This is a genomic window from Roseomonas sp. OT10, from assembly GCF_020991085.1.
Lineage (GTDB): Bacteria > Pseudomonadota > Alphaproteobacteria > Acetobacterales > Acetobacteraceae > Roseomonas > Roseomonas cutis.
This window is the reverse complement of sequence record NZ_CP087719.1, coordinates 3,415,033-3,439,134: the sequence shown is the minus strand read 5'-3', so window position 1 is coordinate 3,439,134 and position 24,102 is coordinate 3,415,033. Positions and strand designations below refer to the sequence as shown.

General features: G+C 73.8%; 20 protein-coding genes. 11 read left to right on the top strand and 9 right to left on the bottom strand.

The features are described from left to right. The first annotated feature begins 41 nt into the window (after window positions 1–41). From tolB to thiD, 8 genes are all read left to right on the top strand, one after another. Window positions 42–1,385 carry a Tol-Pal system beta propeller repeat protein TolB gene (gene tolB / locus LPC08_RS15715; protein WP_230449177.1) on the top strand — a complete coding sequence of 448 codons (1,344 nt, stop codon included), beginning with the start codon at window positions 42–44 and terminating at the stop codon, window positions 1,383–1,385. A 130-nt stretch (window positions 1,386–1,515) separates the two neighbouring features. Next, on the top strand, window positions 1,516–2,004 hold the full coding sequence (gene pal, locus LPC08_RS15710; protein ID WP_230449176.1) for a peptidoglycan-associated lipoprotein Pal: 489 nt from the start codon (window positions 1,516–1,518) through the stop codon (window positions 2,002–2,004). A gap of 16 nt (window positions 2,005–2,020) precedes the next feature. After that, on the top strand, window positions 2,021–2,881 hold the full coding sequence (locus LPC08_RS15705) for a YbgF trimerization domain-containing protein (protein WP_230449175.1): 861 nt from the start codon (window positions 2,021–2,023) through the stop codon (window positions 2,879–2,881). A gap of 44 nt (window positions 2,882–2,925) precedes the next feature. Continuing rightward, window positions 2,926–4,080, top strand: coding sequence for a tRNA lysidine(34) synthetase TilS (gene tilS / locus LPC08_RS15700; protein ID WP_230449174.1), 1,155 nt, complete (start codon window positions 2,926–2,928; stop codon window positions 4,078–4,080). A gap of 111 nt (window positions 4,081–4,191) precedes the next feature. After that, window positions 4,192–6,117 (top strand): ATP-dependent zinc metalloprotease FtsH, encoded by a 1,926-nt coding sequence (gene ftsH, locus LPC08_RS15695; RefSeq protein WP_230449173.1) that lies wholly within the window; start codon window positions 4,192–4,194, stop codon window positions 6,115–6,117. A 65-nt stretch (window positions 6,118–6,182) separates the two neighbouring features. Next, window positions 6,183–7,229: a dihydropteroate synthase gene (gene folP / locus LPC08_RS15690; RefSeq protein ID WP_230449172.1), complete on the top strand. Its 1,047-nt coding sequence runs from the start codon at window positions 6,183–6,185 to the stop codon at window positions 7,227–7,229. A gap of 113 nt (window positions 7,230–7,342) precedes the next feature. Next, window positions 7,343–8,740, top strand: a complete 1,398-nt coding sequence (gene glmM / locus LPC08_RS15685; protein WP_230449171.1) for a phosphoglucosamine mutase — start codon at window positions 7,343–7,345, stop codon at window positions 8,738–8,740. After that, window positions 8,737–9,552, top strand: coding sequence for a bifunctional hydroxymethylpyrimidine kinase/phosphomethylpyrimidine kinase (gene thiD, locus LPC08_RS15680; protein ID WP_230449170.1), 816 nt, complete (start codon window positions 8,737–8,739; stop codon window positions 9,550–9,552). Before glmM ends, thiD begins: the two co-directional genes overlap by 4 nt. Before the next feature lie 479 nt (window positions 9,553–10,031). On the opposite strand, the gene LPC08_RS15675 is transcribed toward thiD, so the two are convergent. The 3 genes from LPC08_RS15675 to LPC08_RS15665 all read right to left on the bottom strand — a co-directional run bounded on the left by LPC08_RS15675 (window position 10,032) and on the right by LPC08_RS15665 (window position 13,047). Beyond that, entirely contained in the window at window positions 10,032–10,844 is an 813-nt protein-coding gene (locus LPC08_RS15675; protein ID WP_230449169.1) for a DUF3750 domain-containing protein, read from the bottom strand. Window positions 10,845–10,902: 58 nt separating this feature from the next. Beyond that, on the bottom strand, window positions 10,903–11,901 hold the full coding sequence (locus LPC08_RS15670; RefSeq protein ID WP_230449168.1) for an AI-2E family transporter: 999 nt from the start codon (window positions 11,899–11,901) through the stop codon (window positions 10,903–10,905). 69 nt (window positions 11,902–11,970) lie between these two features. Beyond that, entirely contained in the window at window positions 11,971–13,047 is a 1,077-nt protein-coding gene (locus LPC08_RS15665; protein ID WP_230449167.1) for an AI-2E family transporter, read from the bottom strand. 178 nt (window positions 13,048–13,225) lie between these two features. Between LPC08_RS15665 and LPC08_RS15660 the strand changes: the two genes are divergently transcribed. After that, window positions 13,226–14,419 carry a phosphoserine transaminase gene (locus LPC08_RS15660; RefSeq protein ID WP_230449166.1) on the top strand — a complete coding sequence of 398 codons (1,194 nt, stop codon included), beginning with the start codon at window positions 13,226–13,228 and terminating at the stop codon, window positions 14,417–14,419. 466 nt (window positions 14,420–14,885) lie between these two features. On the opposite strand, the gene LPC08_RS15655 is transcribed toward LPC08_RS15660, so the two are convergent. The 6 genes from LPC08_RS15655 to LPC08_RS15630 form a co-directional block, all read right to left on the bottom strand. After that, on the bottom strand, window positions 14,886–15,929 hold the full coding sequence (locus LPC08_RS15655) for a tripartite tricarboxylate transporter substrate binding protein (protein WP_230449165.1): 1,044 nt from the start codon (window positions 15,927–15,929) through the stop codon (window positions 14,886–14,888). Then, window positions 15,929–16,951 (bottom strand): Gfo/Idh/MocA family protein, encoded by a 1,023-nt coding sequence (locus LPC08_RS15650; protein WP_230449164.1) that lies wholly within the window; start codon window positions 16,949–16,951, stop codon window positions 15,929–15,931. Before LPC08_RS15650 ends, LPC08_RS15655 begins: the two co-directional genes overlap by 1 nt. A 122-nt stretch (window positions 16,952–17,073) precedes the next feature. Beyond that, entirely contained in the window at window positions 17,074–18,294 is a 1,221-nt protein-coding gene (locus LPC08_RS15645) for an MFS transporter (RefSeq protein ID WP_230449163.1), read from the bottom strand. Between the two features lie 178 nt (window positions 18,295–18,472). Continuing rightward, a complete protein-coding gene (locus tag LPC08_RS15640) occupies window positions 18,473–20,170 on the bottom strand; it encodes an IlvD/Edd family dehydratase (protein ID WP_230449162.1) in 1,698 nt (565 codons plus the stop codon). 82 nt (window positions 20,171–20,252) lie between these two features. Beyond that, entirely contained in the window at window positions 20,253–21,020 is a 768-nt protein-coding gene (locus LPC08_RS15635; protein ID WP_230449161.1) for an SDR family oxidoreductase, read from the bottom strand. A gap of 23 nt (window positions 21,021–21,043) precedes the next feature. Then, window positions 21,044–21,760, bottom strand: a complete 717-nt coding sequence (locus LPC08_RS15630) for a GntR family transcriptional regulator (protein ID WP_230449160.1) — start codon at window positions 21,758–21,760, stop codon at window positions 21,044–21,046. 169 nt (window positions 21,761–21,929) lie between these two features. Between LPC08_RS15630 and LPC08_RS15625 the strand changes: the two genes are divergently transcribed. Both LPC08_RS15625 and LPC08_RS15620 read left to right on the top strand, forming a co-directional pair. Further along, on the top strand, window positions 21,930–23,168 hold the full coding sequence (locus LPC08_RS15625) for an ABC transporter substrate-binding protein (protein ID WP_230449159.1): 1,239 nt from the start codon (window positions 21,930–21,932) through the stop codon (window positions 23,166–23,168). Between the two features lie 53 nt (window positions 23,169–23,221). Continuing rightward, a complete protein-coding gene (locus tag LPC08_RS15620; RefSeq protein WP_230449158.1) occupies window positions 23,222–24,097 on the top strand; it encodes a branched-chain amino acid ABC transporter permease in 876 nt (291 codons plus the stop codon). Window positions 24,098–24,102 lie beyond the last annotated feature (5 nt).

Below are 24,102 nucleotides of genomic sequence, written 5' to 3'. Positions count from 1 at the left end.
GGATGTTCCCGTCGCTCATGGGATCTTGGGGGAACCACGGGATGGACAGCCGCGTGACACGACGCGCCGCACTTCTGGGCGCCGCCACGGTGGCGGCCGGCGTGCCGGGGCTGCGCGCCTTCGCCCAGCCGGCCACGCCGGGCGAGACCTCGGTGGTGGACGTCACCCGGGCGCGCACCGATCCGATCCCGATCGCCGTGCCGGCCCTGCCCGGCCCGCAGGGCGCGCAGATCGCCCAGGTGATCCAGAACAACCTGCGCAACTCGGGCCTGTTCCGCCCGATCCAGAACGCCGCCTTCGTGCAGAGCGCCGAGGCCGCCTCCGCCACGCCGCGCTTCCAGGACTGGCGCGTGATCAACGCCAAGGCGCTGGTCACCGGCCGCGTCGCCGACCAGGGCGGACAGCTGCGCGTCGAGTTCCGCCTGTGGGACGTGCTGCCGGAGCAGCAGATCCAGGGCACCGCCTTCACCGCGCCGGCCGCGCAGTGGCGCCGCATCGCCCACCTGATCTCGGACGTGATCTACGAGCGGCTGCTGGGCGAGAAGGGCTATTTCGACACCCGCATCGTCTATGTCGGCGAGAGCGGGCCGCGCGACCGCCGCACCCGGCGGCTCGCCATCATGGACCAGGACGGCGAGAACAACCGCTTCCTGACCGATGGCAGCTTCCAGGCGCTGACGCCCCGCTTCCACCCGAACGCGCGGCAGATCGCCTTCATGTCCTACTACCAGAACCAGCCGCGGGTGTACCTGTTCAACCTGGACAGCGGCCGGCAGGAGGTGCTGGGCCAGTTCCAGGGCATGACCCTGTCGCCGCGCTTCTCGCCGGACGGGCGCTCGGTGGTGCTTTCCTCGATGCGCGGCGGCGACGCCAACATCTTCGTGGTCGACCTCGGCTCGCGCCGGGAGCGGCAGCTCACCTCCGGCGGCGGGCTCGACGTCTCGCCCTGCTTCAGCCCGGACGGGTCGCAGATCGTCTTCAACTCCGACCGCGGCGGCGACCAGCAGCTCTACGTCATGGATGCCGGCGGCGGCGGGGCCCGGCGCATCTCCTTCGGCCGCGGCCGCTACGCCACGCCCGTCTGGTCGCCGCGCGGCGACCTGATCGCCTTCACCCGCTTCGGCGGCGGCCAGTTCGCCATCGGCGTGATGCGTCCGGACGGCACGGGCGAGCGCATCCTGACCGAGGGCTGGGGCATGGAGGGCCCGACCTTCGCCCCCAACGGCCGGGTCCTCGCCTATTACCGCGAGAGCCCGGCACGGGATTCCCGCGGCAACGGCTATGGCGCGCGGATGTCCATGATCGACATCGCCGGCTTCAACGAGCGGCAGGTCGTGACCCCCACCGACGCCACCGATCCTTCCTGGTCGCCCCTGCTCTCCTGATTCCGCTCGGCTCGTGCGCTTGACCGTGGCCAAGATGCAACTGTAGGGGCGCAGCGTGCTTGTGCCGGCGCCACGCCGCGTCGGATGGCCCTGAAAAGACCCCCCGCAAGACCAAGGAGATCGGGACATCATGCAGACCAAGCTTCTGGGCGCGCTCGCCGCCATTGCCTTGCTGGGCGCCTGCTCCAGCAACGACGACCAGGCCGGCGCCGCGACCGGCGCGGGCTCCTCCGCCGGTGCCGGCGGCATGGGCAGCGTCCGGCCGGGCAGCCAGGAGGATCTGGTGGCCAATGTCGGCGACCGCGTCTTCTTCGACTTCGACTCCAGCGCCGTCCGTTCCGACCAGCGCGACGTGCTGGTGCGCCAGGCCTCCTGGCTGGGCCGCTACCCGCAGGTCGCCGTGACCCTCGAGGGCCATACCGACGAGCGCGGCACCCGCGAGTACAACCTCGCCCTGGGCCAGCGCCGCGCCAATTCCGCGCGCGACGTGCTGGTGGCCTCCGGCGTGGCCGGCAGCCGCATCCAGACCATCTCCTACGGCAAGGACCGCCCGGCGGCCCTGGGCTCGGACGAGTCGGCCTGGGCGCAGAACCGCCGCGCCGTGACCGTCGTCCGCTGATCCGACGGACGGCCTGATGCGCGGCGCGCTGCTCGCCTTCCTCCTGCTGGCCGCCCCGGCCGTCATTCCCCCTGCGCAGGCGCAGGTGGAAAGCCGGGAGGGGATCATGCTGCAGAACCAGATCCTGCAGCTCCGCCAGGAGATGGAGATGCTGCGCCGCGGCGGCGTCGCCGCCCCCGTCGCCCCCCCGCCCGTCGCACGCGGCGGGGGAGGCGGGGGCAGCGAGCTGATCGGCCCGCTGCTCGACCGCGTGAATGCCCTGGAGGAGGAGGTCCGTCGCCTGCGCGGCCAGGCCGAGCAGGCGGACTACCGCCTCCGGAACCTGCAGCAGGTGGTGGAGAAGCTGCAGGGCGACATGGACTACCGGCTGCAGCAACTGGAGGCCGGGCGCGCCGGCGGCGGGGCGCCCGCCACGCCGCCCCCCGCCCGCCCCGCGGCGCCGGCCGCCAGCCCGGTCCCCACCCCGGCCCCGGCTCAAGCGGCCCCTGCCCCCCGCACGCCCGAGCGGGCCCTGTCGGATGGCCAGGCGGCGCTGGGGCGGCGGGACTACCCCGCCGCCGAAGCGGCGGCCCGGGAGGCGCTGGCCACCCGCAACTCCCCCCGGACGCAGGACGCGCAGCTCCTGCTCGGCGAGGCGCTGCTGGGCAGGCGCGACTTCCAGAACGCGGCGCTGGCCTTCGACGACGCCTATCGCCGCAACCGCCAGTCCAGCCGGGCACCCGAGGCGCTGGTCGGGCTGGCCAGCGCCTTCAACGGCTTCGGCGCGCGGCGGGAGGCCTGCCAGACCCTGGACGACCTGCGCAGCCAGTTCCCGCGCCTGTCCGGCGGGCTGAACGACCGGGCGACGCGGGCCCGGCAGCAGGCCGGCTGCCGCTGACCCCAAACGCCGCCTCGATCGGCGAGGCGGAGTTCGCGGCGCTGATGGCGCCGCTCGGCCCCTTCGGCCCGTCCCCTCGCCTCGCGGTGGGGGTGTCGGGCGGACCCCATAGCCTGGCCCTGCTGCTGCTCGCCGCCCGCTGGGCGACGGCCCGTGGCGGCGCGGCCACCGCGCTGGTCGCGGATCACGGGCTGCGGCCCGGCAGCGATGCCGAGGCGGCCGGGGTGGCGGCGATGCTGCGGGCCCGCGGGATGCCGGTGCTGTCCCTCGCCCTTGGCCTGCCCGGCGGCGGCGCCCTGCATGAACGCGCCAGGGAGGCCCGCTTGGCCGCCCTGGCCGACGCCGCAGGCCGGCTGGGGGCGCCCTGGCTGTTGCTGGGCCACCATCGCGCCGACCAGGCGGAGACGCTGCTGTTCCGCCTGCTGCGCGGGTCCGGCGAGGCCGGGCTCGCCGCGATGGCGCCCGCCCGCCCGGCCGGGCCGGTGCTGCTGCTGCGGCCCCTGCTGGGAATGCCGCCCGCCCGGCTGGAGACGGTGGTGGCGGAAGCGGGTCTGGTCCCCCTCCGCGATCCTTCCAACGATGCCCCGCGCTTCGCCCGTGCCCGGCTGCGCGCCGCCCTGGCCGACCCGGACGGCACCGGCCCGGGCATGGCCGCCCTGGCCGAGGCCGCCGCCGCCTTCGCCCGCCGCCGCGGGCGGGAGGAGGCGGCCGTGGCGGAGCGGCTGGCCGGCTGCGCCGTCTTCCGTCCCGAGGGCTGGGTGCGGCTGGACCCGGCGGCGCTGGGGCGGGACGCCGTGGCGCGGGCGGCGCTGTCGCGCCTGCTGCGTGCCGTTTCCGGCGCCCGGCACCCGCCGCCGCGGGCGGGGGTGGCGCACCTGCTGGAGCGGGGCGGCGGCACCCTGGCCGGAGCGTTGTGGCGGGGCCGGGTGCTGGGCCGGGAACCGGCGGCCTGTGCCCCGGCGGTGCCGGCGCGGGCGGAGGCGGTCTGGGACGGGCGCTGGCGCGTCCCGCCCGCCCTGGCCGCCGCCCTCCCGCCCGGCGCGACGATCGGCGCGCTCGGGGAGGGCCGGGTGGGGGAACCCTCCGGCCTGCCCGCCCTCGTGCGGCGGGGGCTGCCGGCGCTGCGGGTCGCGGAGCGCCTGCGCCCCTGGCCGCAGCCCGGCCCCGAATTCGCCCCTCTCGGGGGCGCCGTGGCCTAGAATCCCTCGGTTACATGGCGAAATGGTCAGGTTGAGGTTCCAGAAGGCGCCTCTTGTCCCTATCTTGTGCACCGTGCCGGGTCTGCCCGGCGGCAGGACGGAAACCCCCCAGTGAACAATTTCGGCCGGAACCTCGCGCTCTGGGTCATCGTGGCGCTGCTGCTGGTGGCGCTGTTCAACCTGTTCCAGCCTTCCACCGGCAGCCAGGCGCGTGGTCAGCAGGTCGCCTATTCCGACTTCCTGAACGAGGTCCAGGCCGGCCATGTGCGGGACGTGCGCATCCAGGGACGGATCGTCTCCGGCCAGCTCTCGGACGGGCGGACCTTCCAGACCTACACCCCCGAGGATCCGCAGCTGGTCCAGCGCCTGACCGAGAAGGGCGTGCGGGTGGAGGCGCGGCCGGAGGAGAGCGACATCAACCCGCTCTTCCACTACCTGCTGTCCTGGTTCCCGATGCTGCTGCTGATCGGCGTCTGGGTCTTCTTCATGCGCCAGATGCAGGGCGGCGGCGGCCGGGCCATGGGCTTCGGCAAGTCCCGCGCCAAGCTGCTGACCGAGAAGCAGGGCCGCGTCACCTTCGACGACGTCGCCGGCATCGAGGAGGCCAAGGGTGAGCTGGAGGAGATCGTGGAGTTCCTCCGCGACCCGCAGAAGTTCCAGCGCCTGGGCGGCAAGATCCCCAAGGGCGTGCTGCTGGTCGGGCCCCCGGGCACCGGCAAGACGCTGCTCGCCCGGTCGGTGGCCGGCGAGGCCAACGTGCCCTTCTTCACCATCTCCGGCTCCGACTTCGTCGAGATGTTCGTGGGCGTGGGCGCCTCGCGCGTGCGCGACATGTTCGAGCAGGGCAAGAAGAACGCCCCCTGCATCATCTTCATCGACGAGATCGACGCGGTGGGCCGCCACCGCGGCGCCGGGCTGGGCGGCGGCAATGACGAGCGCGAGCAGACGCTGAACCAGATGCTCGTCGAGATGGACGGCTTCGAGAGCAACGAGGGCGTCATCCTGATCGCCGCCACCAACCGCCCGGACGTGCTGGACCCGGCGCTGCTGCGCCCCGGCCGCTTCGACCGGCAGGTGGTGGTGCCGAACCCGGACGTGAACGGGCGCGAGAAGATCCTGCGCGTGCACATGCGCAAGGTGCCGCTGGCCTCCGACGTCGATCCGAAGGTAATCGCGCGCGGGACCCCGGGCTTCTCGGGTGCCGACCTCGCCAACCTCGTGAACGAGGCGGCGCTGCTGGCCGCCCGCACCGGCCGCCGCACCGTGGGCATGCTGGAGTTCGAGCAGGCCAAGGACAAGGTGCTGATGGGCGCCGAGCGCCGCAGTCTGGTGATGAGCGAGGCGGAGAAGCGCATGACCGCCTATCACGAGGCGGGCCATGCCCTGGTCGCGCTGAACGAGGAGGAGTGCGACCCCGTCCACAAGGCGACCATCATCCCGCGCGGCCGCGCGCTCGGGCTGGTGATGTCCCTGCCGGAGGGCGACCGCTACTCCAAGCACAAGTCCAAGCTGAAGGCCGAGCTGGCCATGGCCATGGGCGGGCGCGTCGCGGAGGAGATCATCTTCGGCGCGGACAAGGTGTCCAACGGCGCCTCGGGCGACATCAAGATGGCGACCGACCAGGCGCGCCGGATGGTCACCGAATGGGGCATGTCGGACAAGCTGGGCATGATCGCCTATGGCTCGAACGACCAGGAGGTCTTCCTGGGCCACAGCGTCACCCAGTCCAAGAACCTGTCCGAGGCGACGGCCCAGGCGATCGACAACGAGATCCGCTCGATCATCGATTCCGCCTATGCCCGCGCCACGCACATCCTGACCGAGAACATCGAGGGGCTGCATGCCCTGGCGAAGGGGCTGCTGGAATACGAGACCCTCTCGGGCGACGAGATCCGGCAGGTCCTGCGCGGCGAGACCGTGGTGCGCGACCGCCCCGACGAGCCGGTGAACCAGGGCCGCGGTTCCGTCCCGACCTCCGGCCGGCCCAATCCCCGGCCCAGCCCGGGTGGGCTGAACCCGGCGCCCTCCGGCGCCTGAGGCCGGACGGCCGGTCTGATCGCACGGGGGCCCTCGCGGCCCCCGTATCATGTTCGGGGGGTGGGATGGCGGAACGCTGGCTGGAGCCGCTGGCGCTGCTGCACGGTCATGGCGCGGCGCTCGCCGTGGCGGCAGGGGCGGCAGTGCCGCTGGGCGGGGAGGGCGCGGCCTTCACCCTCGCCCGGCTGGTCGAGGAGGGCCGCACCATCGCCGTGCTGCCCCCCGACCGGCTGCCGCCCGGCTGGGATGGCGCCCTGGCGGCGCTGGCCCGGCCGCTGCCGTCCTTCGCCGGGATCGTCCCCCGTGCACCCGGGATGCCGCTGGTCATGGGCATCCTGAACGCCACGCCGGACAGCTTCTCCGATGGCGGCCGCCATCTGCGGGCCGAGGCCGCGGTCGCCGCCGGCCATGCCATGCTGGAGGCGGGCGCGGACATCCTGGACGTGGGCGGGGAGAGCACCCGCCCCGGCGCCGCCCCGGTCACGCCGGAGGAGGAGGCCGCGCGCATCCTGCCGGTGGTCCGCGCCCTGGCGCCGCACGCCCCGGTCAGCATCGACACCCGCCATGCGGCGGTGATGCGGGCGGCGCTGGAGGCGGGGGCGGCCATCGTCAACGACGTCACGGCCCTGCGCCACGACCCGGCGGCGCTGCCGCTGGTGGCGCAGGCACGGTGCCCGGTGGTGCTGATGCACATGCCCGGCACGGACCCGCGCACCATGCAGGCGCAGGCCCGCTACGGCGACGTGGCGCTGGAGGTGGCGCGGCACCTGGCCGGACGCCTGGAGGATTGCGCAGCCGCCGGCATCCCGCGGGAGCGCATCGCCCTCGATCCCGGCATCGGCTTCGGCAAGACGCTGGAGCACAACCTGGAGCTGATCGACCGCCTGCCGCTGCTGGCCGGGCTGGGCTGCCCGGTGCTGGTCGGCGCCTCGCGCAAGCGCTTCGTCGGCACCCTGTCCGGCGTGGCGGAGGCGGGACGGCGCGGGCCCGGCAGCATCGGCGTGGCGCTGGCCGCCGCTGCCCGCGGCGCCGCGATCCTGCGCGTGCACGACGTGGCGGAGACGGTGCAGGCGCTGCGCGTCTGGCACGCGGCCGACCGGGGCGCGGCCTGACCCTCGCCGCCGTCCGGCGCGGCGGCCCCACCCCATGGACCCACCCGCCGCCGCCGCGCTACAGCAGCGGTTTCTGCCGGCGGCCAGCCCGCCCCTGAGCGGAGCCGTTCCCGATGTCCCATGTCGCCGCGACCCCTGCCCGCCGCCTGTTCGGAACCGACGGCATCCGCGGCGTGGCGAACCGCAGCCCGATGGATGCGGGGACGGCGCTGCGCCTCGGCCAGGCCGCCGGGGGCTACTTCAACCGCGGCACCCACCGCCACCGGGTGGTGATCGGCAAGGACACGCGCCTGTCCGGCTACATGCTGGAGCCGGCGCTGACCGCGGGCTTCATCGGGGCGGGGATGGATGTGGTGCTGGTCGGCCCGCTGCCGACACCGGCCATCGCCATGCTGACGCGCTCGCTGCGCGCCGATCTAGGCGTGATGATCAGCGCCTCGCACAATCCCTTCGAGGACAACGGCATCAAGCTGTTCGGCCCGGACGGGCTGAAGCTCTCCGACCAGCAGGAGGCGGAGATCGAGGCGTTGATGGCGGGCGACCCCGGCGCCGGCCTCGCCGCACCGAAGAAGCTCGGCCGCGCCAGCCGGCTGGACGACGCCCCCGGCCGCTACATCGAGGCGGCCAAGCAGACCTTCCCCAAGGGCTCCACCCTGGCCGGGCTGCGCATCGTCGTCGACTGCGCCAACGGCGCCGCCTACCGCGTCGCGCCCACGGTGCTGTGGGAGCTGGGGGCGGAGGTGGTCTCGCTCGGCGTCGCGCCGGACGGGTTCAACATCAACAAGGATTGCGGCTCGACCGCGCCCTCCCGCATGGCGGAGCTGGTGCGCGAGCGGCGCGCCGACCTGGGCATCGCGCTCGATGGCGATGCGGACCGGCTGGTCCTGTGCGACGAGCAGGGGGCGATCATCGACGGCGACCAGATCCTCGCCCTGGTCGCCGAGACCTGGGCCGCGCAGGGACGGCTGCGCGGCGGGGCGGTGGTGGCGACGGTGATGTCGAACCTGGGGCTGGAGCGCCGGCTGAAGGCGAAGGGGCTGGAGCTGCTGCGGACCAAGGTGGGCGACCGCTACGTCGGCGAGCGGATGCGGGAGACGGGCTGCAACCTGGGCGGCGAGCAGTCGGGCCACGTCATCCTCTCCGACCACGGCACCACCGGCGACGGGCTGGTGGCCGCCCTGCAGGTGCTGGCGGCGCTGGTCGAGGAGGGGCGGCCCGCCAGCGAGGTCTGCCGCCGCTTCGAGCCGCTGCCGCAGAAGCTGGTGAACCTGCGCCATGCCGGCGGCGACCCCCTGGGCGACGAGGCGGTGCGCGCCGCCATCGCCGAGGCCGAGGCGAGGCTGGGCCGCCGCGGCCGCGTGCTGATCCGTCCCAGCGGCACCGAACCGGTGATCCGGGTCATGGCCGAGGCGGAGGAGGAATCCCTGGTGGAGGAGACGGTGGCGGGGCTGGTGGAGGCCATCCGCGCCGCCGTCGCGCCGAAGCGCGAACTGGCCGGAGCCGGGGCGTGAAGGGCCGCGTCCTGATCGTTGCCGGCTCGGATTCCGGCGGCGGGGCCGGGATCCAGGCGGACATCAAGGCCGTCACCGCGCTCGGCGCCTACGCGGCCACGGCCATCACCGCCTTGACCGCGCAGGACACGCGGGGGGTGCATGGCGTGCACCCCGTGCCGCTGGACTTCCTCCGGCAGCAGATGCGGCTGGTGCTGGAGGATATCGGCGCCGACGCGCTGAAGACGGGCATGCTGGCCGATGCCGGCACCATCGAGGCGGTGGCGGAGGTGCTGGGCACCCATGCGCGCGGCATCCCGCTGGTGGCCGACCCGGTGATGGTGGCCAAGGGGGGCCACAAGCTGCTGGCGGAGGAGGCGGTGGAGACACTCAAGCGCGCCCTGCTGCCCTTCGCCGCGGTGATCACGCCCAACCTGCCGGAGGCCGAGGTGCTGTCCGGCATGGAGATCCGCGACCTGGACGACATGCACCGCGCGGCGGAGGCGCTGTTGACGCTGGGCGTGCCGGCGGTGCTGCTGAAGGGCGGCCACATGCCCGGCGTGGTGGTGCATGACCTTCTCGCCACGCCCGACGGCACGGAGGTCTTCCACAGCCCGCACATCGACACGCGCCACACCCACGGCACGGGTTGCACCCTGGCCAGCGCCCTCGCCGCCGGGCTGGCGCAGGGCCTGCCGCTGCGCGACGCCGTGCTCCGCGCCCGCGCCTATGTCCGGGCCGCGATCCTCGCCGCGCCCGGCTACGGCCATGGCCACGGGCCGCTGGATCACGGCGTGACGATCGATCCGGCGCGCCTGGCCGCGCTGCGCTGACGCGCGCCGGAAGATCGACGCGCAGCGCCGACGCGCCTCCGGAGGGCACGGCACGGCGCGGGGTCATACGGACGGCAGGATGCCATGATCCGTGTCGGCGTGGTGCCCGTGGCCCGGGGGCGAGGCGCTGCCTCGCCCCCGTACCCCCACTCCGCCAGGACCCTGCGGGCCCTGGACCCGATCAGCGCTGCCGCGCGGCTGGCTGTGACGGGGTCGAGGCGCCGAGGAGCCATGCTCCTCGGCGGGTACGGCCGCAGCACTTGCTGACGCCCTCTGACGCTTCTTCAGAGTCCCACCTGTCCGCGCGCCGTCAGGGATCAGCTCGCAGGCTGACGCCCACCGGAAGCACCAGACTCCCAGCGGGGACCGGGGCCCGCTTGTGGCCCCGGCAGGGGAGGGTCCGGGAGGGGACGGCGTCCCCTCCCGGTCCACCGCCGGAACACGGCAGCACCAAGGGTCAGGTCATCCCGCCGTTGGTGTCACCCCGTCCGGGCCACGCCTTCCGCCGGGGTTTCCGGGCCGGCGGGTGGGGTGCTGGGTCCATCCGGGCCGGCCATGCCAAGCCGCCCCAGCCCCGGCAGCTTGATGGCGGGGCGGCGCAGGTCCAGCCCGGCGACGCCGCCCAGGATGTTCAGCTCGATCCCCTCCACCCAGGCCAGGGTGAGGCCGCCATAGCCGCCGAGGGTAAGGCGGAAGCCCGTCCCGGACGGGGTGGGGCGCAGCCAGCGCCCGTCATAGGGGTAGTCCTTGCCGATGGCGGTGGGCGGCAGGACGGCGCCGGCCTCGGGGATCGCATCCAGCACGGCGGCGACGAAGGTGTTGGAGTTCGGCCCGGGCCAGGCGCGGTAGTCGCCCTGGTTCCTCCAGGCGTAGTCGGCAATGGCCGCCTGCATGCGGGGGATCATCGCCTCGGCGGCCGGGCCATCCACGGCCAGCACCACCTGCGGCGCGTGGCCGAACCAGCGCCCGTCCGGCTCGAAGCCGTCCATCCGGATCGGGTCGCCCCAGGCGGTGTAGTCGTAGCGCGTGTAGCGCCGTGCGCCGGCCGGCTTGAAGACGATCCAGCAATGGGTGGCGAAGATGCCGCGCCAGCGCACCGTCTGCGCGGAGAAGACCCGCACCGCCGCCTGAGGCGTCGAGGCCGCGGGCGGCAGCAGCCCGGCCGAGGAGCGGTCGGCGGTGCGCCACCCGGCGCCGACGCCGCTGGACTGGTAGCGCAGGGCCGAGACGCCCAGGGGCAGCAGGAAGAGAACCACGAAGAGCAGCAGGCCGAGCTTGAGCGGATAGGGCATGCGGAACAGATTTGTTGCGCCGCAGCGTGCCGCAAGCGTCCGGCGCTTGCGGCACCGGTCACTCCGCCTCGAGCTTGCCCTCCACATAGGCGGTCTTGACCACGGTGACGGCCACCGCCGCGAGCGGCGCCGCGAGGGCGATGCCCAGCATCCCGCTCAGCAGCCCCATCACCGTCTGCGCCATCAGCAGCAGCGCCGGGGAGAGGTCCGCGGTGCGCCGCTGCACCATCGGGGTCAGCACGTTGCCCTCGATGGTCTGGCCCAGGAAGTAGACCCCCAGCGCCCAGGGCAGCAGCGAGGGATCGTGGCCCAGCGTCACCAGCGCCGCCGGGACCGCGGCGATGACCGGGCCGATATAGGGGATGAAGCCCAGCAGCGCCGAGATCGCCCCGAGCAGCGGCGCCAGCGGCACGCCCAGCAGCCATAGGCCCAGCCAGGTGATGGTCCCGGTGAAGGCCATGGCGCAGAGCGCCCCCACCAGCCAGCCGCGCAGTGTCACCCCCGCCATGTCGAGCACGTACATGGCGCGGGGGCGCAGGTCCGGGGCGAGGAGGGCGGTGAAGCCGCGCCGGTACTGCGAGGGCTCGGAGGCGAGGTAGAGCGCCAGCAGCAGCACCAGCACCAGGTCGCCCAGCACGCCGAAGGTGCCGGTCAGCCCGCTCGCGGCCATGTTCGCCGCGTCGCCGGCGCTGGGCAGCATCTGCTCCGGGTTCAGCCTCTCGAAGGCGGCCTGGGCCCAGGGGTAGTCGACCAGGCGCTGCTGCAGGCCGCGTAGCGTCTCCGGCAGGCTGGCGGCGAATTGCCGCGCCTGCTCGGTCAGCGGATCGGCCGCCACCCAGATGCCCAGGCTGAACAGCACGGCGATGGCGGCCGCAACCACCAGCACCGCCCAGCCGCCGGTCAGCGGCGTGTGCAGCACCAGCGGCGCGGCCAGGGCGCGCAGCCCCACGGCGATCAGCGCGCCGGCGAAGCCGATCAGCAGCGCATGCGGCACGAACCAGACCGCCAGCGCGACGACGACGAGCAGGACGACCAGGGAGAGGGTATGGCGGCTCATGGTGACCGTGGGGTTGTCTCGCGTCATCTCATGCGCAGGACAGGCGAGGCCGGGCAAGACGGCGGCCGGTCAAGAGGTCGGGGGCAGGGGCCCCGGCCCGGCTTCGGGGGGGAGCAGGCGCCCGCGCGCCTCGACCCAGCGGCGGACATAGCCTTGCTGTCCCAGCACCAGCAGGATCGCCGCCAGTGGCGCCGCCACGGCCAGGCCGAGCAGGCCGAACACCGCCCCCATGAAGAGCTGCGCCGTCAGCAGCAACCCCGGCGGCAGGGCGGTGACGTGGGACTGGATCATGGGGGTGAGCACGTCGCCCTCGATCACGTGCAGCGCGACGTAGAGCGCCACGACCCAGAGCGCGACGTCCAGCCCCTGCGAGGCCGCGAGCAGCACCGCCGGCACCGCCGCGATGATCGGGCCGATGATCGGGATGAAGCCCAGCAGCGCGGAGAGCGCCGCGAGCAGCCCGAAGAGCGGCACGCCGAGCAGCCAGAGGCCCAGGGCCACGAAGCTGCCGATGAAGGCCATCGAGAACAGCTGCCCGCCGAGCCAGCCGCGCAGGGTCGCGCCGACCTCGTGCAGCAGGCGCACCGCCTCCGGTCGCAGTTCCGGAGCGAGCAGCCGCAGCAGGCCGCCGAGGTAGGTCTCCGGATGCAGCGCGAAGTAGATGCCCAGCAGCACGGTGAAGAGCGTGCTGCCCAGCCCGCCGAAGACGCCGCCGACCGCCGCGACGGTCAGCCCCGCCGCGCGGCCGCCGCCCTGCAGCAGTTGGCCGAAGGACAGGTTGCGCAGGGCATCCGTGTCGAGGTTGCCCAGCAGCCAACGGCCCCAGCCCCGGGCCTGCAGCCGTTCCTCCAGCTCTGACAGTGAGCTGGGCAGGAGCTTCCCGAGCTGCTCGGCCTGGGCCGCCAGCGGACCGCTGGCCAGGCGGGTGCCCAGCCCCAGCAGCAGCAGCAGCGCCAGCACCACGAGCAGCACGGCGGCGACCTCCGGCAGGCGCAGCCGGCGGTGCAGCGGGTCGGCCAAAGCACGGATGGCGACGGCGATCAGCGCGGCGACCAGGACGGTCAGCGGGACGCTGGGGGCCAGGATGAGCGCGGCCAGGATGGCGCCGAGCAGGAGGAGCAGCGTCAGCCGCGCGTGATGCGTCATGGCCGCGCAACGGACCCCTGGCGGTGCGGGTTGCTTGGCGCCGCCCGCCTGTCCCGAGGCGGACGCATGGCCGCCCCGCCCCGCCGTGGCATTTCCCTTCCCGCGCCCTCCTGTTGCATATCGCTTCCCGCGGCCGGCCCCGACCGGGCCGCCGACGACGCACAGGAGCGCCCTCGCCATGACGGCCCCCGCGAAGCCCGCCCCCCGGAAGCCCACGCGGCGGCCGGCCAACCCGTGTTTCTCCTCCGGCCCCTGCGCCAAGCGGCCCGGCTGGTCGCTCGCGGCCCTGGAGGGCGCGCTGGTCGGGCGCAGCCATCGCGCGACGGACCCGAAGGCGCGGATCGCCGAGGTGATCGAGCGGTCGAAGGCGGTGCTGCGACTGCCGCCGGGCTGGCGGCTGGGCATCGTGCCCGCCTCCGACACCGGCGCGGTGGAGATGGCGCTGTGGTCGCTGCTCGGCCCGCGCCCGGTGGACGTGCTGGTCTGGGAGTCCTTCTCGAAGGAATGGGCGACAGACATCATCGGCCAGCTTCGCCTGGACGGGGCGCGGGTGCTGGAGGCACCCTATGGCAGCCTGCCCGACCTCGCCGCGGCCGACTGGTCGCATGACGTGGTCTTCGTCTGGAACGGCACCACCTCCGGCGTGCGCCTGCCGCACGGGGACTGGATCCCGGCCGACCGGCAGGGGCTGGCGATCTGCGACGCGACCTCCGCCGCCTTCGCCATGGACCTGCCCTGGGACCGGCTCGATGTCGTGACCTGGTCCTGGCAGAAGGTGCTGGGTGGCGAGGCGGCGCACGGGATGCTGGCGCTGTCGCCGCGCGCGGTGGCGCGGCTGGAGGGCTTCCGCACCGATCGGCCGCTGCCCAAGATCTTCCGTCTCACCAAGGGCGGGAAGCTGATCGAGGGCATCTTCCAGGGCGACACCATCAACACCCCCTCGATGCTCTGCGTCGAGGATGCGCTGGACGGGTTGCGCTGGGCCGAGTCCGTGGGCGGGCTGCCGGGGCTGGTCGCGCGATCCGAGGCGAACCTGGCCGCGGTGGCGCGCTGGGCGGAGGCGAGCGGCTGGGCGGCGTTCCTGGCCGAGGCACCGGAAACCCGTTCCTGCACCTCCATCTGCCTTCGCATCAAGGCACCCTGGTTCACGGCGCTGGACGCCGCCGCCCAGGCCAGGGCAACGAAGGAAATGGCGGCGATGATCGAGGCGGAGGGCGCGGGCTTCGACCTCGCCCCCTATCGCGATGCGCCGCCGGGCTTCCGCCTCTGGGGCGGGGCAACGGTGGACACGGCCGATGTCGAGGCGCTGCTGCCCTGGCTGGATTGGGCAGTGGCCCAGGTCGAGGCACAACAGGCGCGCCGCGCGGCCTGATACGGACGGCGGGATGCGCCGGTCCATGCCCGCGTGGGGTGCGCCCGTGGCCCGGGGGCAAGGCTCTGCCTCGCCCCCGATACCCCCACTCCGCCAGGACCCTGCGGGCCCTGGACCCGATCGGCGCTGCCGCGGGACAACCTGCGACGGGGTCACAGCGCCGAGGAGCCATGCTCCTCGGCGGGTACGGCCTCTACACTCGCTGACGCCCTCTGAAGCTTTTTCAGAGTCCCGCCTGTCCGTGTTCCGTCAGGGTTCAGCCCGCAGGCTGACGGCAGCCACGAAGAGCCAACTCCCAGCGGGGACCGGGGCCCGCTTGTGGCCCCGGCAGGGGAGGGTCTGGGAGGGGACGGCGTCCCCTCCCGGTCCGACGCCGGAACACGGCAGCACGACAGGCCAAGCTATCCCGAGGGGCGGGCTCCGTGCGGCGGTTTCCCTGCCCGGGCGTCTGGAGGCTGCGCCCGGCCTACGGTTTCGCCGTGCCGTTGACCCGGCGGCCGATCTCCTGTGCCGCCTGTGCCTGCTCCGCCACGAAGGCGGCGAAGCGGTCGGGCGGCATGGCCACTCTCTCCAGCCCCAGCGTGTCGAACTGCTGCCGCACCTCCGGCCGGGCGACCGCCTCGGCGACGGCGCCATGCACCCTGGCCACGATCTCCGCCGGCGCGCCGGCGGGCATCCAGAGGCCGAACCAGTTCACCACCTCGAAGCCCGGCAGCCCCGACTCCTCCATGGTCGGCACCTCCGGCATGCCCTTCCAGCGGCGCCGGCCGGTCAGCGCCAGGGCGCGGAGCTGGCCGCTCTGCACGAATTGCAGCGCGATCTGCGTGCCGACGAAGAACATGTCCACGCGGCCGCTGAGCAGGTCGCTGGTCGCCTCCGCCACGCCGCGATAGGGCACGGAGAGGATGTCCGTCCCCGTCATGCTCTTCATCACCTCCGCGGGGATGTGGCTGGCGGTGCCGTTGCCCGCATTGGCGTAGGTGAGCTTCCCCGGCTCCTGCCGCGCCAGCGCGACCAGCTCCCCGACGCTGCGCGCCGGCAGGTCCGGGCGCACCACCAGCGCCTGGCCGAAATTCTGCGCGGCGAGGGTGACGTGGGTGAAGTCGCGCACGGGGTCATAGCTGACGTTGTCGTTGAAGGGCGGGATGTTGGTGTGCGAGGCGGTGGTGAAGAGCCAAGTGTAGCCATCCGCCGGCTGGCGGGCGACGAAGGCGGTGCCGACCAGCCCGCCGCCGCCCGCGCGGTTCTCCACCACGATGGGCTGGCCCAGCGACGCGGTCATCGCCGGGTTGATGGCGCGCAGGATCAGGTCGGGCGGCCCGCCGGGCGGGGAGGGGACCACCACCCGGACCGGGCGGCTGGGATAGGCCGCGGCGCCGGGCGCCTGGGCCCGGGCGGCGGCCCCTCCCGATGCGGCGGCGGCCATGGCCAGCAGCCAGTGCCGCCGTCCGGCGCGCGGCATCGCGGGCGCCTCGGACGCGGGGGCGGAGCGCGGCGGCATGTCGCGCATCAGCCGGCGACGGCCTGGACGCGCACGGGCGCCTGCGCCGTGGCGGAGGCGAGGATCGCCTCGAGCACCGCCACGTTGTGCACGGCATCGCCGCCCGGTCGCACGATCGGCCGGCCTGCCGCGACCTCGCGCGCGAAGTGCTCCAGCTCCGCGCGCTCCGTGCTGGTCTTCGGGAAGCTCCGAACCTCGGGCCGCTGCTTGTGCCCGATATTGTCGCGGTCGATCCGGCAGAGCCGCAGATCCCAGGTGTGCAGGTGCTCGACATCGCCGACCTCGGCCCAGCCCTCGCTGCCGAAGACCTGCAGCCGCCAGGTTTCCGCCGTGGCGATCACCGTGCCCAGGTAGCCGGTGGCGCCACCGGCGAAGCGGAAGAGCATCGAGGTGGTGTCGTCCATCCCGAAATCCTGCACCAGCCGGACGCTCTGCGCCGTGACCTGCTCGATCGGCCCGGCGAGGTAGAGCATCGCATCCACCACATGCACGCCGCGCCCGGTCATGCCGCCGGCCGGTCCCTCCCGCCGGTCGTGGCGCCAGTGCCCCTGGGGAAAGCGATAGGCGCTGGGGCCGCAGAAATTGCCCTCGATGTGCAGCACGCGGCCCAGCGTGCCGTCGTCGATCAGCCCGCGGATCGCCTGCAGCGCCGGCTGGAAGCGCCAATTGTAGCCGACGCCCAGCGTCACCCCCGCCTCGGCGCAGGCCCGGGCGGCGCGCTGCGCCTCCGCCGCGTTCACGCCCAGCGGCTTCTCGCTGAAGACGGGCTTGCCGGCCCGCGCCGCGGCGACGATCTGCTCCGTGTGCTGGGTGTGCGGGGTGGCCAGCACCACCGCGTCGATCCCGGGATCGGCCAGCACGTCCTCGTAGCGCGGCAACAGGCGCAGGCCGTTCGCCTCCGCGAAGTCCCGCGCCTTCTCCGGCGTGCGCGTCGCGCCGGCGACGAAGCGGATCTCGGGACTGACGCCCTGCACGCTGCGGACCAGGTTCTGCCCCCAGGTGCCGAGGCCGATGATGGCTGCCCGGATCATGTCGTCACGCCGTCCTCCTGCCCGGCCCCGGCAGCTGATTCGCATGGCCGTCGCGCAGCTTGGGGCAGGGTGGCGGCGCTGTCATCCCGTCGCCCCGCCGCGCGGCGCCGTTCCGTTGCGCGTCACGCCATCCCCGGCTGCCGTGCCAGCCGGGGCACGGGCGAGGCGAGCAGGATCGCCGCCTGCGCCGCGAAGCCCGCCGCCGCGGCCCAGAGACAGGCTTCCGTCCCGAAGCGCGCAGCCAGCAGCGCGCCCAGCGCGGCGCCGAGCGGCCGTGCGCCGAAGGTGGCGGTCATGACCACCGCCGAGACGCGCCCCAGCAGCCGGATCGGCGTCACCGACTGCCGCAGCGTGGTGGTGGCGATGGTCCACAGGATCGGTCCCGCGCCGAAGAGCAGGAAGGCCACGCCCGCCAGCACCGCGGCGATGCCGGGACAGGCGAGCGTGGCCAGCATCAGCAGCGCCGCCGCCAGCGCGCTGAGCGGCCCGGCGGCGACCAGCGCGCCGAAGGACAGGCGGCGTGCCAGCACCGGCGCCAGCGCCGCGCCCGCCACCATGCCGACGCCGTAGAGGCCCAGCGTGGCGCCGATTCCGGCCGCGCCCAGCCCCAGCCGCTCCACCGCATAGGCGACGTAGACGGCCTGCAGCACGAACCAGGCGGCGTTGAAGCAGACGGCCGTGGCCAGCACCGGCCGCAGCAGCGGATGGCCGAGCACGAAGGCCGCGCCCTCGCGCAGCGCCGCCGCCACCGGCTGGCGCGGGCCCGCGGATGCGGGTGGCTCCGGCAGGCCGGACAGCAGGCCCGTCGCCAGCAGCGACAGCCCGGCCGCCGCGGCATAGGCCGGCGCCGCGCCGGCCCAGCCGACCAGCGCACCGCCCAGTGCGGGACCGGCGGCAAAGGCGGTGCTGCGCGCCAGCTCCAGCCAGCGGTTGGCCTCGGCCAGCCGGTCCCGCGCCACGATGGTCGGCAGCAGCGCCGGGGCCGCGATGCTGTAGGCCACCGTCCCCACGGCCCCCAGCGCGCCCAGCCCCGCCAGCAAGGCCAGGTCCAGCCCGCCCGTCAGCAGCAGCGCCAGGAGCAGCAGCAGCGACAGCGCCCGCAGCGCTTCCGCCCCCGTCATCAGCCGCCGCCGCGAGGAGCGGTCCGCCAGCACCCCGATGGGGAGGGAGAGCAGCAGGAAGGGCAGGGTCTGCGCCGTCTGCAGCAGCCCCGTCTCCGTCGCCCCGGCGCCCAGCAGCAGAACTGCCGCCAGCGGCGCCGCCGCCAGGGCGAGCTGCTCGGAGAGCTGCGCGGCCAGGTTGGAGGCGGCAAGGCGGCGGAAGGGGGCGGGAAGGGGCGGCACGGGGCGGTCCTCGGCGTTGGGGGCCGCAGCCTTAGGCGCTCCGTCGCCCCGCCGCTTTCCGCGGGTTGCGCCGGCATCCCTGACCCGGGGCCGGCCCCGCCGCCGCGCATCGCTCCCCGATGCCCCTCATCCGGGAGGAGGGGAGCCCCGGCCCCCTCCGTCGCGGCTGCGGCGGCGCCTACTCCTCCGTCCCCGTCAGGAAGTCGAAGTCGCAGCCCTGGTCGGCCTGCAGCACCGTGTCGTGGAACAGCTTCGCATAGCCCCGCTTCGGCGCCGGCCGCGCCGGGCGCGGCTCGGCCCGGCGGCGTTCCAGCTCCGCCTCATCCACGAGCAGCTCGATGCGTCGCGCCTCGACGTCCAGGCGGATCCTGTCGCCGTCCCGCACCAGGCCGAGCGGTCCGCCCACCGCGCTTTCCGGCGTGACGTGCAGCACGATGGTGCCGAAGGCGGTGCCGGACATGCGCGCGTCGGAGATGCGGACCATGTCCTTCACCCCCGCCTGGGCCAGCTTCTTCGGGATGGGCAGGTAGCCCGCCTCCGGCATGCCCGGCGCCCCCTTCGGCCCGGCGTTGAGCAGGACCAGCACGTCGTCGGCCGTCACGTCCAGATCGGGGTCGTCGACACGGCTGGTCATGTCCTCGATGCTCTCGAAGACCACGGCGCGGCCCGTATGCTGCAGCAGCGCGGGCGAGGCGGCGGCGTGCTTGATGACCGCCCCGCCCGGCGCGAGGTTGCCGCGCAGCACGGCCGTCCCGCCCATGGGCTTGAGCGGCGCCGAGCGCGGGCGGATCACCGTCTGCCCCGGCACCTCCTCGGCCGCGTCGGCATAGTCGCGCAGCGTGCCGCCGGTGACGGTCGGCGCGTCGAGGTCGAGGAAGGGCGCCAGTTCCCGCAGCAGGCGCGGCACGCCGCCGGCATGGTGCAGGTGTTCCATGTAGTGGTCGCCGGAGGGCTTGAGGTCCACCAGCACGGGCACCTCGCGCCCGATGGCGTCGAACGCCTCCAGGTCGAAGGGAAGGCCGACGCGCCCGGCGATGGCCGCGAGGTGGACGATGCCGTTGGTGGAGCCGCCGATCGCCTGGAGCACGACCATGGCGTTGCGCAGCGAGGCTTCGGTGATGAGCTGCGCCGGGCGCGGCCCCTGGCGCAGGGCCATGGCGACGGCGGCCTTGCCCGTGGCCTCGCCGCAGCGGAAGCGCTCCGCATGCGGGGCCGGGATGGCCGCGCTGTTCGGCAGCGACAGCCCCATCGCCTCGATCAGGCAGGCCATGGTGGAGGCGGTGCCCATCACCATGCAGGTGCCGACGGAGGGCGCCAGCCGGCCGCTGATCACCTCGATCTCCGCCGCGTCGATCCTGCCGGCGCGGTGCTGGCCCCAGAGGCGGCGGCAGTCGGTGCAGGCGCCCAGCACCTCGCCGCGGTGGTGCCCCACCACCATCGGCCCCACGGGGATGACGATGGCGGGGATGCCGGCCGAGGCCGCGCCCATGATCGCCGCCGGCAGAGTCTTGTCGCAGCCGCCCAGCAGCACGGCGGCGTCCATCGGCTGGGCGCGGAGCATCTCCTCCGTGTCCATCGCCATCAGGTTGCGCAGGTACATGCTGGTCGGGTTGGCGAAGGATTCCCCGATGGAGATGGTGGGGAAGTTCATCGGCAGCCCGCCCGCCAGCATCACCCCGCGCCGCACCGCCTCGATCAGTTGCGGCGCGTTGCCGTGGCAGGGGTTGAAGTCGCTGGCCGTGTCGGTGATGCCCACGATCGGCCGGTCCAGCGCGTCGCCGGAATAGCCCGCCGCCTTGATGAAGGCCTTGCGCAGGAACAGCGAGAACCCCGCATCGCCGTAGCTCGTGAGACCCTTGCGCAATCCGCTGGCCATCCCCTGTCCTCCCCGTGGCGCCGGCACGATGGGCCGGGGAGGGCGGGGCCTGTCAACCGCTGCCCCGCCCAGGAGCGTGGGGTCAGGACAGCATGCGCGTGTCGCCATCCACCGCGATGGCCTGGCCGGAGATCGTCCGGCCGCGTGGCGAGCAGAGGAACAGCACCTGGTCCGCGAGCTGCCGGGCGGTGACGTACTCCTTGATCGAGGTGAAGGAGAAGGCGGTCCGCTCCATCTCGGCGAAGCTGACGCCCTTCTGCTGGGCCTTGGCCTCCAGCACGCGGCGCTGCCGGTCGCCCGCGACCAGCCCGGGCAGGATGGCGTTCACCCGGATGCCCGCCTCGCCCAGCTCGATGGACAGCGACTTGGTGAAGCCGATCACCCCCCATTTCGCCGCCGCATAGGGCGAGCGCAGGGCGAAGCCGAAGCGCCCCGCCGCGGAGGAGAGGTTCACGATCGACGGGTTGGCGCTCTGCCGCAGATGCGGCACCGCCAGGCGGGCGCAGTCGAACTGGCTGGTCAGGCAGACCTGCAGGCAGCGGTCCCAGTCCTCCGGGTTCAGCTCCTCCACCCGGCCGGTGGGCCCGGCGATGCCGGCATTGTTCACCAGCACGTCCAGCCCGCCTAGGAAGCCCAGCGCCGCGTCGAACAGCGCCGCGACCTGGGCGCGGTCGGCCACGTCCACGGCCATGCTCCCCACCCCCTCCGGCAGGGTGGCGAGCGAGGCGGCGTCGATGTCGCAGGTGAAGACCTTCGCCCCCTCCTCGACGAAGGCGTCCACGATGCCGCGGCCGATGCCCGCGCCTCCGGCGGTGACCAGCACCCGCAGCCCGGCGATTCCCATGTCCATGCGTCGTTCCTCCCTGTTCCGTGTCAGTTCCCGCCGGGGGCCTCGTCGGGCAGCCCGCCGCGCGAGACGATGAAGGCGGCCGCATCGGCGATGTCGGCGGCGATGGCCGCGCGCGCCGCGTCGCCGTCGCCGGCCTCGATCCCGGCCAGCGCCAGCGCATGCCAGCGCAGCGCCGTGCCCTGGCGCAGCCGTTCCGGATGCTGGCGCAGGTCCAGGTTCAGCACCGGCCCGATCTTCAGCCACAGCCCGGCGATGATGTCGCGCAGCGGCGGCAGGCCGCAGGCCTCGTAGATGCGGAAGTGCACGTCGCGATTCAGCGCGACCGCGCGCCGCCGGTCCGGGCGCGGGCGCGCGGCCATGGCGCGGAAGGCGGCCTCCGCCCGGCGGATGGCGTCGAGCTGCGCGGGGCTGCGGTGCGTGGCGGCGCGGGCGGCGGCAAGGCCCTCCACCTCCGCGCGGGTCTCGGCGAGGGACAGGAAGCGGCCCGCCGTCATCACCGGAACCCTCACGGCGCGGTTGGGTGCCACCTCCAGCGCGCCATCGGCCACCAGCCGCGCCACCGCCTCGCGCACCGGCATGACGGAGACGCCCAGCGCCGCCGCGGTGTCGCGCAGGGAGAGCCGCTCCCCCGGGGCGAGCCGCCCGGAGATCAGCAGCTCCGCCAGATGGCCGTGCACCGTCTCGCCGAGGGTGCGGCGTTCCAGCAGCGGCAGGGATTCCAAGGCTTCGGCGGCGGTCATGGCGTGCGGTCTGCCGGGGGTGGTCGTTCCGGGGGCTGGACAGGGGCGGGTCGGCCCTGGCATCGTGCCTGTGATCACAGATCACGACAAGGCCGCATGACCGGCCGCGCCGTGACGCAGGGGTCGCGACACAGAGCCGTTCAGGCCGGTTGGGAGGACGTATCAGACCATGATCCATCGCCATGCGCTGTCGCGCCGCGGCCTGCTCGCCGCGGGCGTCGCGACGCTCGCCACGCCCGCCCTGTCCCAGGGGCAGCCCGACGTGCTGAAGATCGGCCACCTGACGCCGCGCACCGGCTTCCTCGGCCCGCTGGGCGAATTCGCGGTCCAGGCGGTGCAGCTCGCCACCGAGGAGATCAACGCCGCCGGCGGCATCAACGGCCGCAAGGTCGAGGTGATCTACGAGGACAGCGTGAACCCGCAGACCGCCTCGCAGAAGGCGGAGCGCCTGGCGCAGCGCGACCGCGTCGCCTGCATCGTGGGCGAGATCAACTCCGCCTCCGCGCTGGCCATCGGTCAGGTGGTGCAGCGCGAGCGGGTGCTGTTCTTCAACACCGGCGCCAACTCCGACGCGCTGCGCGGCTCCGACTGCAAGCGCTTCATGTTCCACACGGAATCGCAGAACAGCATGATGGTGCGCGCTGCCGGCCGCGCCCTGCTGGACCAGGGGCTGGTGAAGGGGAAGAAGTACTACGCCCTGACGGCCGACTACGCCTTCGGCCACGACCTGCTGCGCGTGGCGAAGCAGTTCCTGGGCGCCAACGGCGCGACGGTGGCGGGCGAGGACCTGATCCCGACGGAGCTGACCGACTTCTCCCCCTTCCTGCTGAAGCTGCGGCAGGCGCGGCCGGACCTCGTGATCTGCAACCTCGCGGGGGCGCAGATCACCAACTTCCTCAAGCAGTACAGCGAGTACGGGCTGCGCTTCCCGGTCGGCGGCTTCGGCTTCGACACCGCCCTGGCCTGGGGCGCCGGGCCGGGCAACTTCCTCGGCACCTGGCCGGTGGTCTGGCACCACCTGGTCGAGGCGCCCTCCGCGAAGGCCTTCGTCGCCGCCTACCAGAAGAAGTTCAACCGGCCGCCGGAGAACCAGGCCTGGGGCGACTACACCACCATGAAGGTGATCGCCGCCTCGATGAACGAGCTGCGCTCGGTCGAGCCGGCCAAGGTGGTGGAGCACCTGGAGAAGGGCGCGCGGTTCGACATCGCCAAGGGCCGCGAAGGCTTCTACCGCGCCCGCGACCACCAGCTGATCGGCGAGATGTACGCCATCACCGCGCTGCCGGCGGCGGAGGTGAAGAACCGCTGGGACATCTTCCGCTCCTCGCCCCCGATCCCGGGCCCGAACGAGGACCCGGAGGTGCTCGCCGCCACCGCGGAAGAGAACGCCTGCGTCTTCCGCGACTGAGGGAGCTGGCCGCGCCCGGCAGGTCCGGGCGCGGCCGCGTGGGAGGGAGCGCCGTGGAGCTTGTGTTCATCCTGGAGCAGGTCCTGAACGGGCTGCTCATCGGGGCCTACTACCTGCTGATCGCCCTCGGCCTGTCGCTGATCTTCAGCCTGGGCGGCATCGTCAACCTGGCCCATGGCGCCTTCTACGCGATCGGCGCCTACCTGACGGTGGCGCTGTCGCCCAGCATCGGCTTCGGCGGCGCGCTGATCGCCTCGCCCCTGCTGGTGGCGCTGCTGGGGCTGGTGATCGAGCGCGTCCTGCTGCGCCGCTTCTACCGCGGCGATCCCATCCTCAGCCTGCTGCTGACCTTCGGCCTCGCCATGGTGGCGGAGCAGACGCTGCGCATGGTCTTCGGCGCGGCGCCGGTGCCCTTCTCCATTCCGACCTGGCTGCGCGGGCAGGTCTTCGTGGGCGAGTTCATCTACTCGCAATACCGGCTGATCATCCTGGCCGTGGCCGTGCTCTGCGTCGCCGGGCTCTGGGTGCTGCTGACGCGGACCGCCTTCGGCCGCGTGGTGCGGGCGGGGGTGCAGAACCCCGACATGGTGGCGGCGCTCGGCATCTCGCTGCGCCCCTACATGACGGCGGTGGTGATGATCGCGGTCGGGCTCGCCGCGCTGGCCGGGACGATGATGGCCCCGGTCACCGGCGTGACCCCCACCATGGGGGCGGAGATCCTGACCTTCGCCTTCGTCGTGGTGGTGATCGGCGGGCTCGGCTCCTTCTGGGGCGTGGTGCTCGCGGCGCTGATCGTGGGCGTGGTGCGCGGCCTCGCCGCCTATGCCTATCCCCCCGCCACCGAGGCCGCCGTTTACCTGCTGATGGTGCTGGTCCTGCTGCTGCGCCCGCGCGGCCTGCTGGGCGAGCGCATCCAGCGTTTCGAGTGAGGCGC

Bases quoted from the DNA above. Each gene is read 5' to 3' on its own strand.
- tilS (WP_230449174.1), top strand. From the start codon at position 2,926: ATGGCGCCGCTCGGCCCCTTCGGCCCGTCCCCTCGCCTCGCGGTGGGG.
- LPC08_RS15705 (WP_230449175.1), top strand. From the start codon at position 2,021: ATGCGCGGCGCGCTGCTCGCCTTCCTCCTGCTGGCCGCCCCGGCCGTC.
- LPC08_RS15660 (WP_230449166.1), top strand. From the start codon at position 13,226: ATGACGGCCCCCGCGAAGCCCGCCCCCCGGAAGCCCACGCGGCGGCCG.
- pal (WP_230449176.1), top strand. From the start codon at position 1,516: ATGCAGACCAAGCTTCTGGGCGCGCTCGCCGCCATTGCCTTGCTGGGC.
- LPC08_RS15630 (WP_230449160.1), bottom strand. From the start codon at position 21,760: ATGACCGCCGCCGAAGCCTTGGAATCCCTGCCGCTGCTGGAACGCCGC.
- folP (WP_230449172.1), top strand. From the start codon at position 6,183: ATGGCGGAACGCTGGCTGGAGCCGCTGGCGCTGCTGCACGGTCATGGC.
- LPC08_RS15675 (WP_230449169.1), bottom strand. From the start codon at position 10,844: ATGCCCTATCCGCTCAAGCTCGGCCTGCTGCTCTTCGTGGTTCTCTTC.
- LPC08_RS15625 (WP_230449159.1), top strand. From the start codon at position 21,930: ATGATCCATCGCCATGCGCTGTCGCGCCGCGGCCTGCTCGCCGCGGGC.
- tolB (WP_230449177.1), top strand. From the start codon at position 42: ATGGACAGCCGCGTGACACGACGCGCCGCACTTCTGGGCGCCGCCACG.
- LPC08_RS15650 (WP_230449164.1), bottom strand. From the start codon at position 16,951: ATGATCCGGGCAGCCATCATCGGCCTCGGCACCTGGGGGCAGAACCTG.
- LPC08_RS15670 (WP_230449168.1), bottom strand. From the start codon at position 11,901: ATGAGCCGCCATACCCTCTCCCTGGTCGTCCTGCTCGTCGTCGTCGCG.
- LPC08_RS15640 (WP_230449162.1), bottom strand. From the start codon at position 20,170: ATGGCCAGCGGATTGCGCAAGGGTCTCACGAGCTACGGCGATGCGGGG.
- glmM (WP_230449171.1), top strand. From the start codon at position 7,343: ATGTCCCATGTCGCCGCGACCCCTGCCCGCCGCCTGTTCGGAACCGAC.
- LPC08_RS15635 (WP_230449161.1), bottom strand. From the start codon at position 21,020: ATGGACATGGGAATCGCCGGGCTGCGGGTGCTGGTCACCGCCGGAGGC.
- LPC08_RS15655 (WP_230449165.1), bottom strand. From the start codon at position 15,929: ATGCGCGACATGCCGCCGCGCTCCGCCCCCGCGTCCGAGGCGCCCGCG.
- LPC08_RS15665 (WP_230449167.1), bottom strand. From the start codon at position 13,047: ATGACGCATCACGCGCGGCTGACGCTGCTCCTCCTGCTCGGCGCCATC.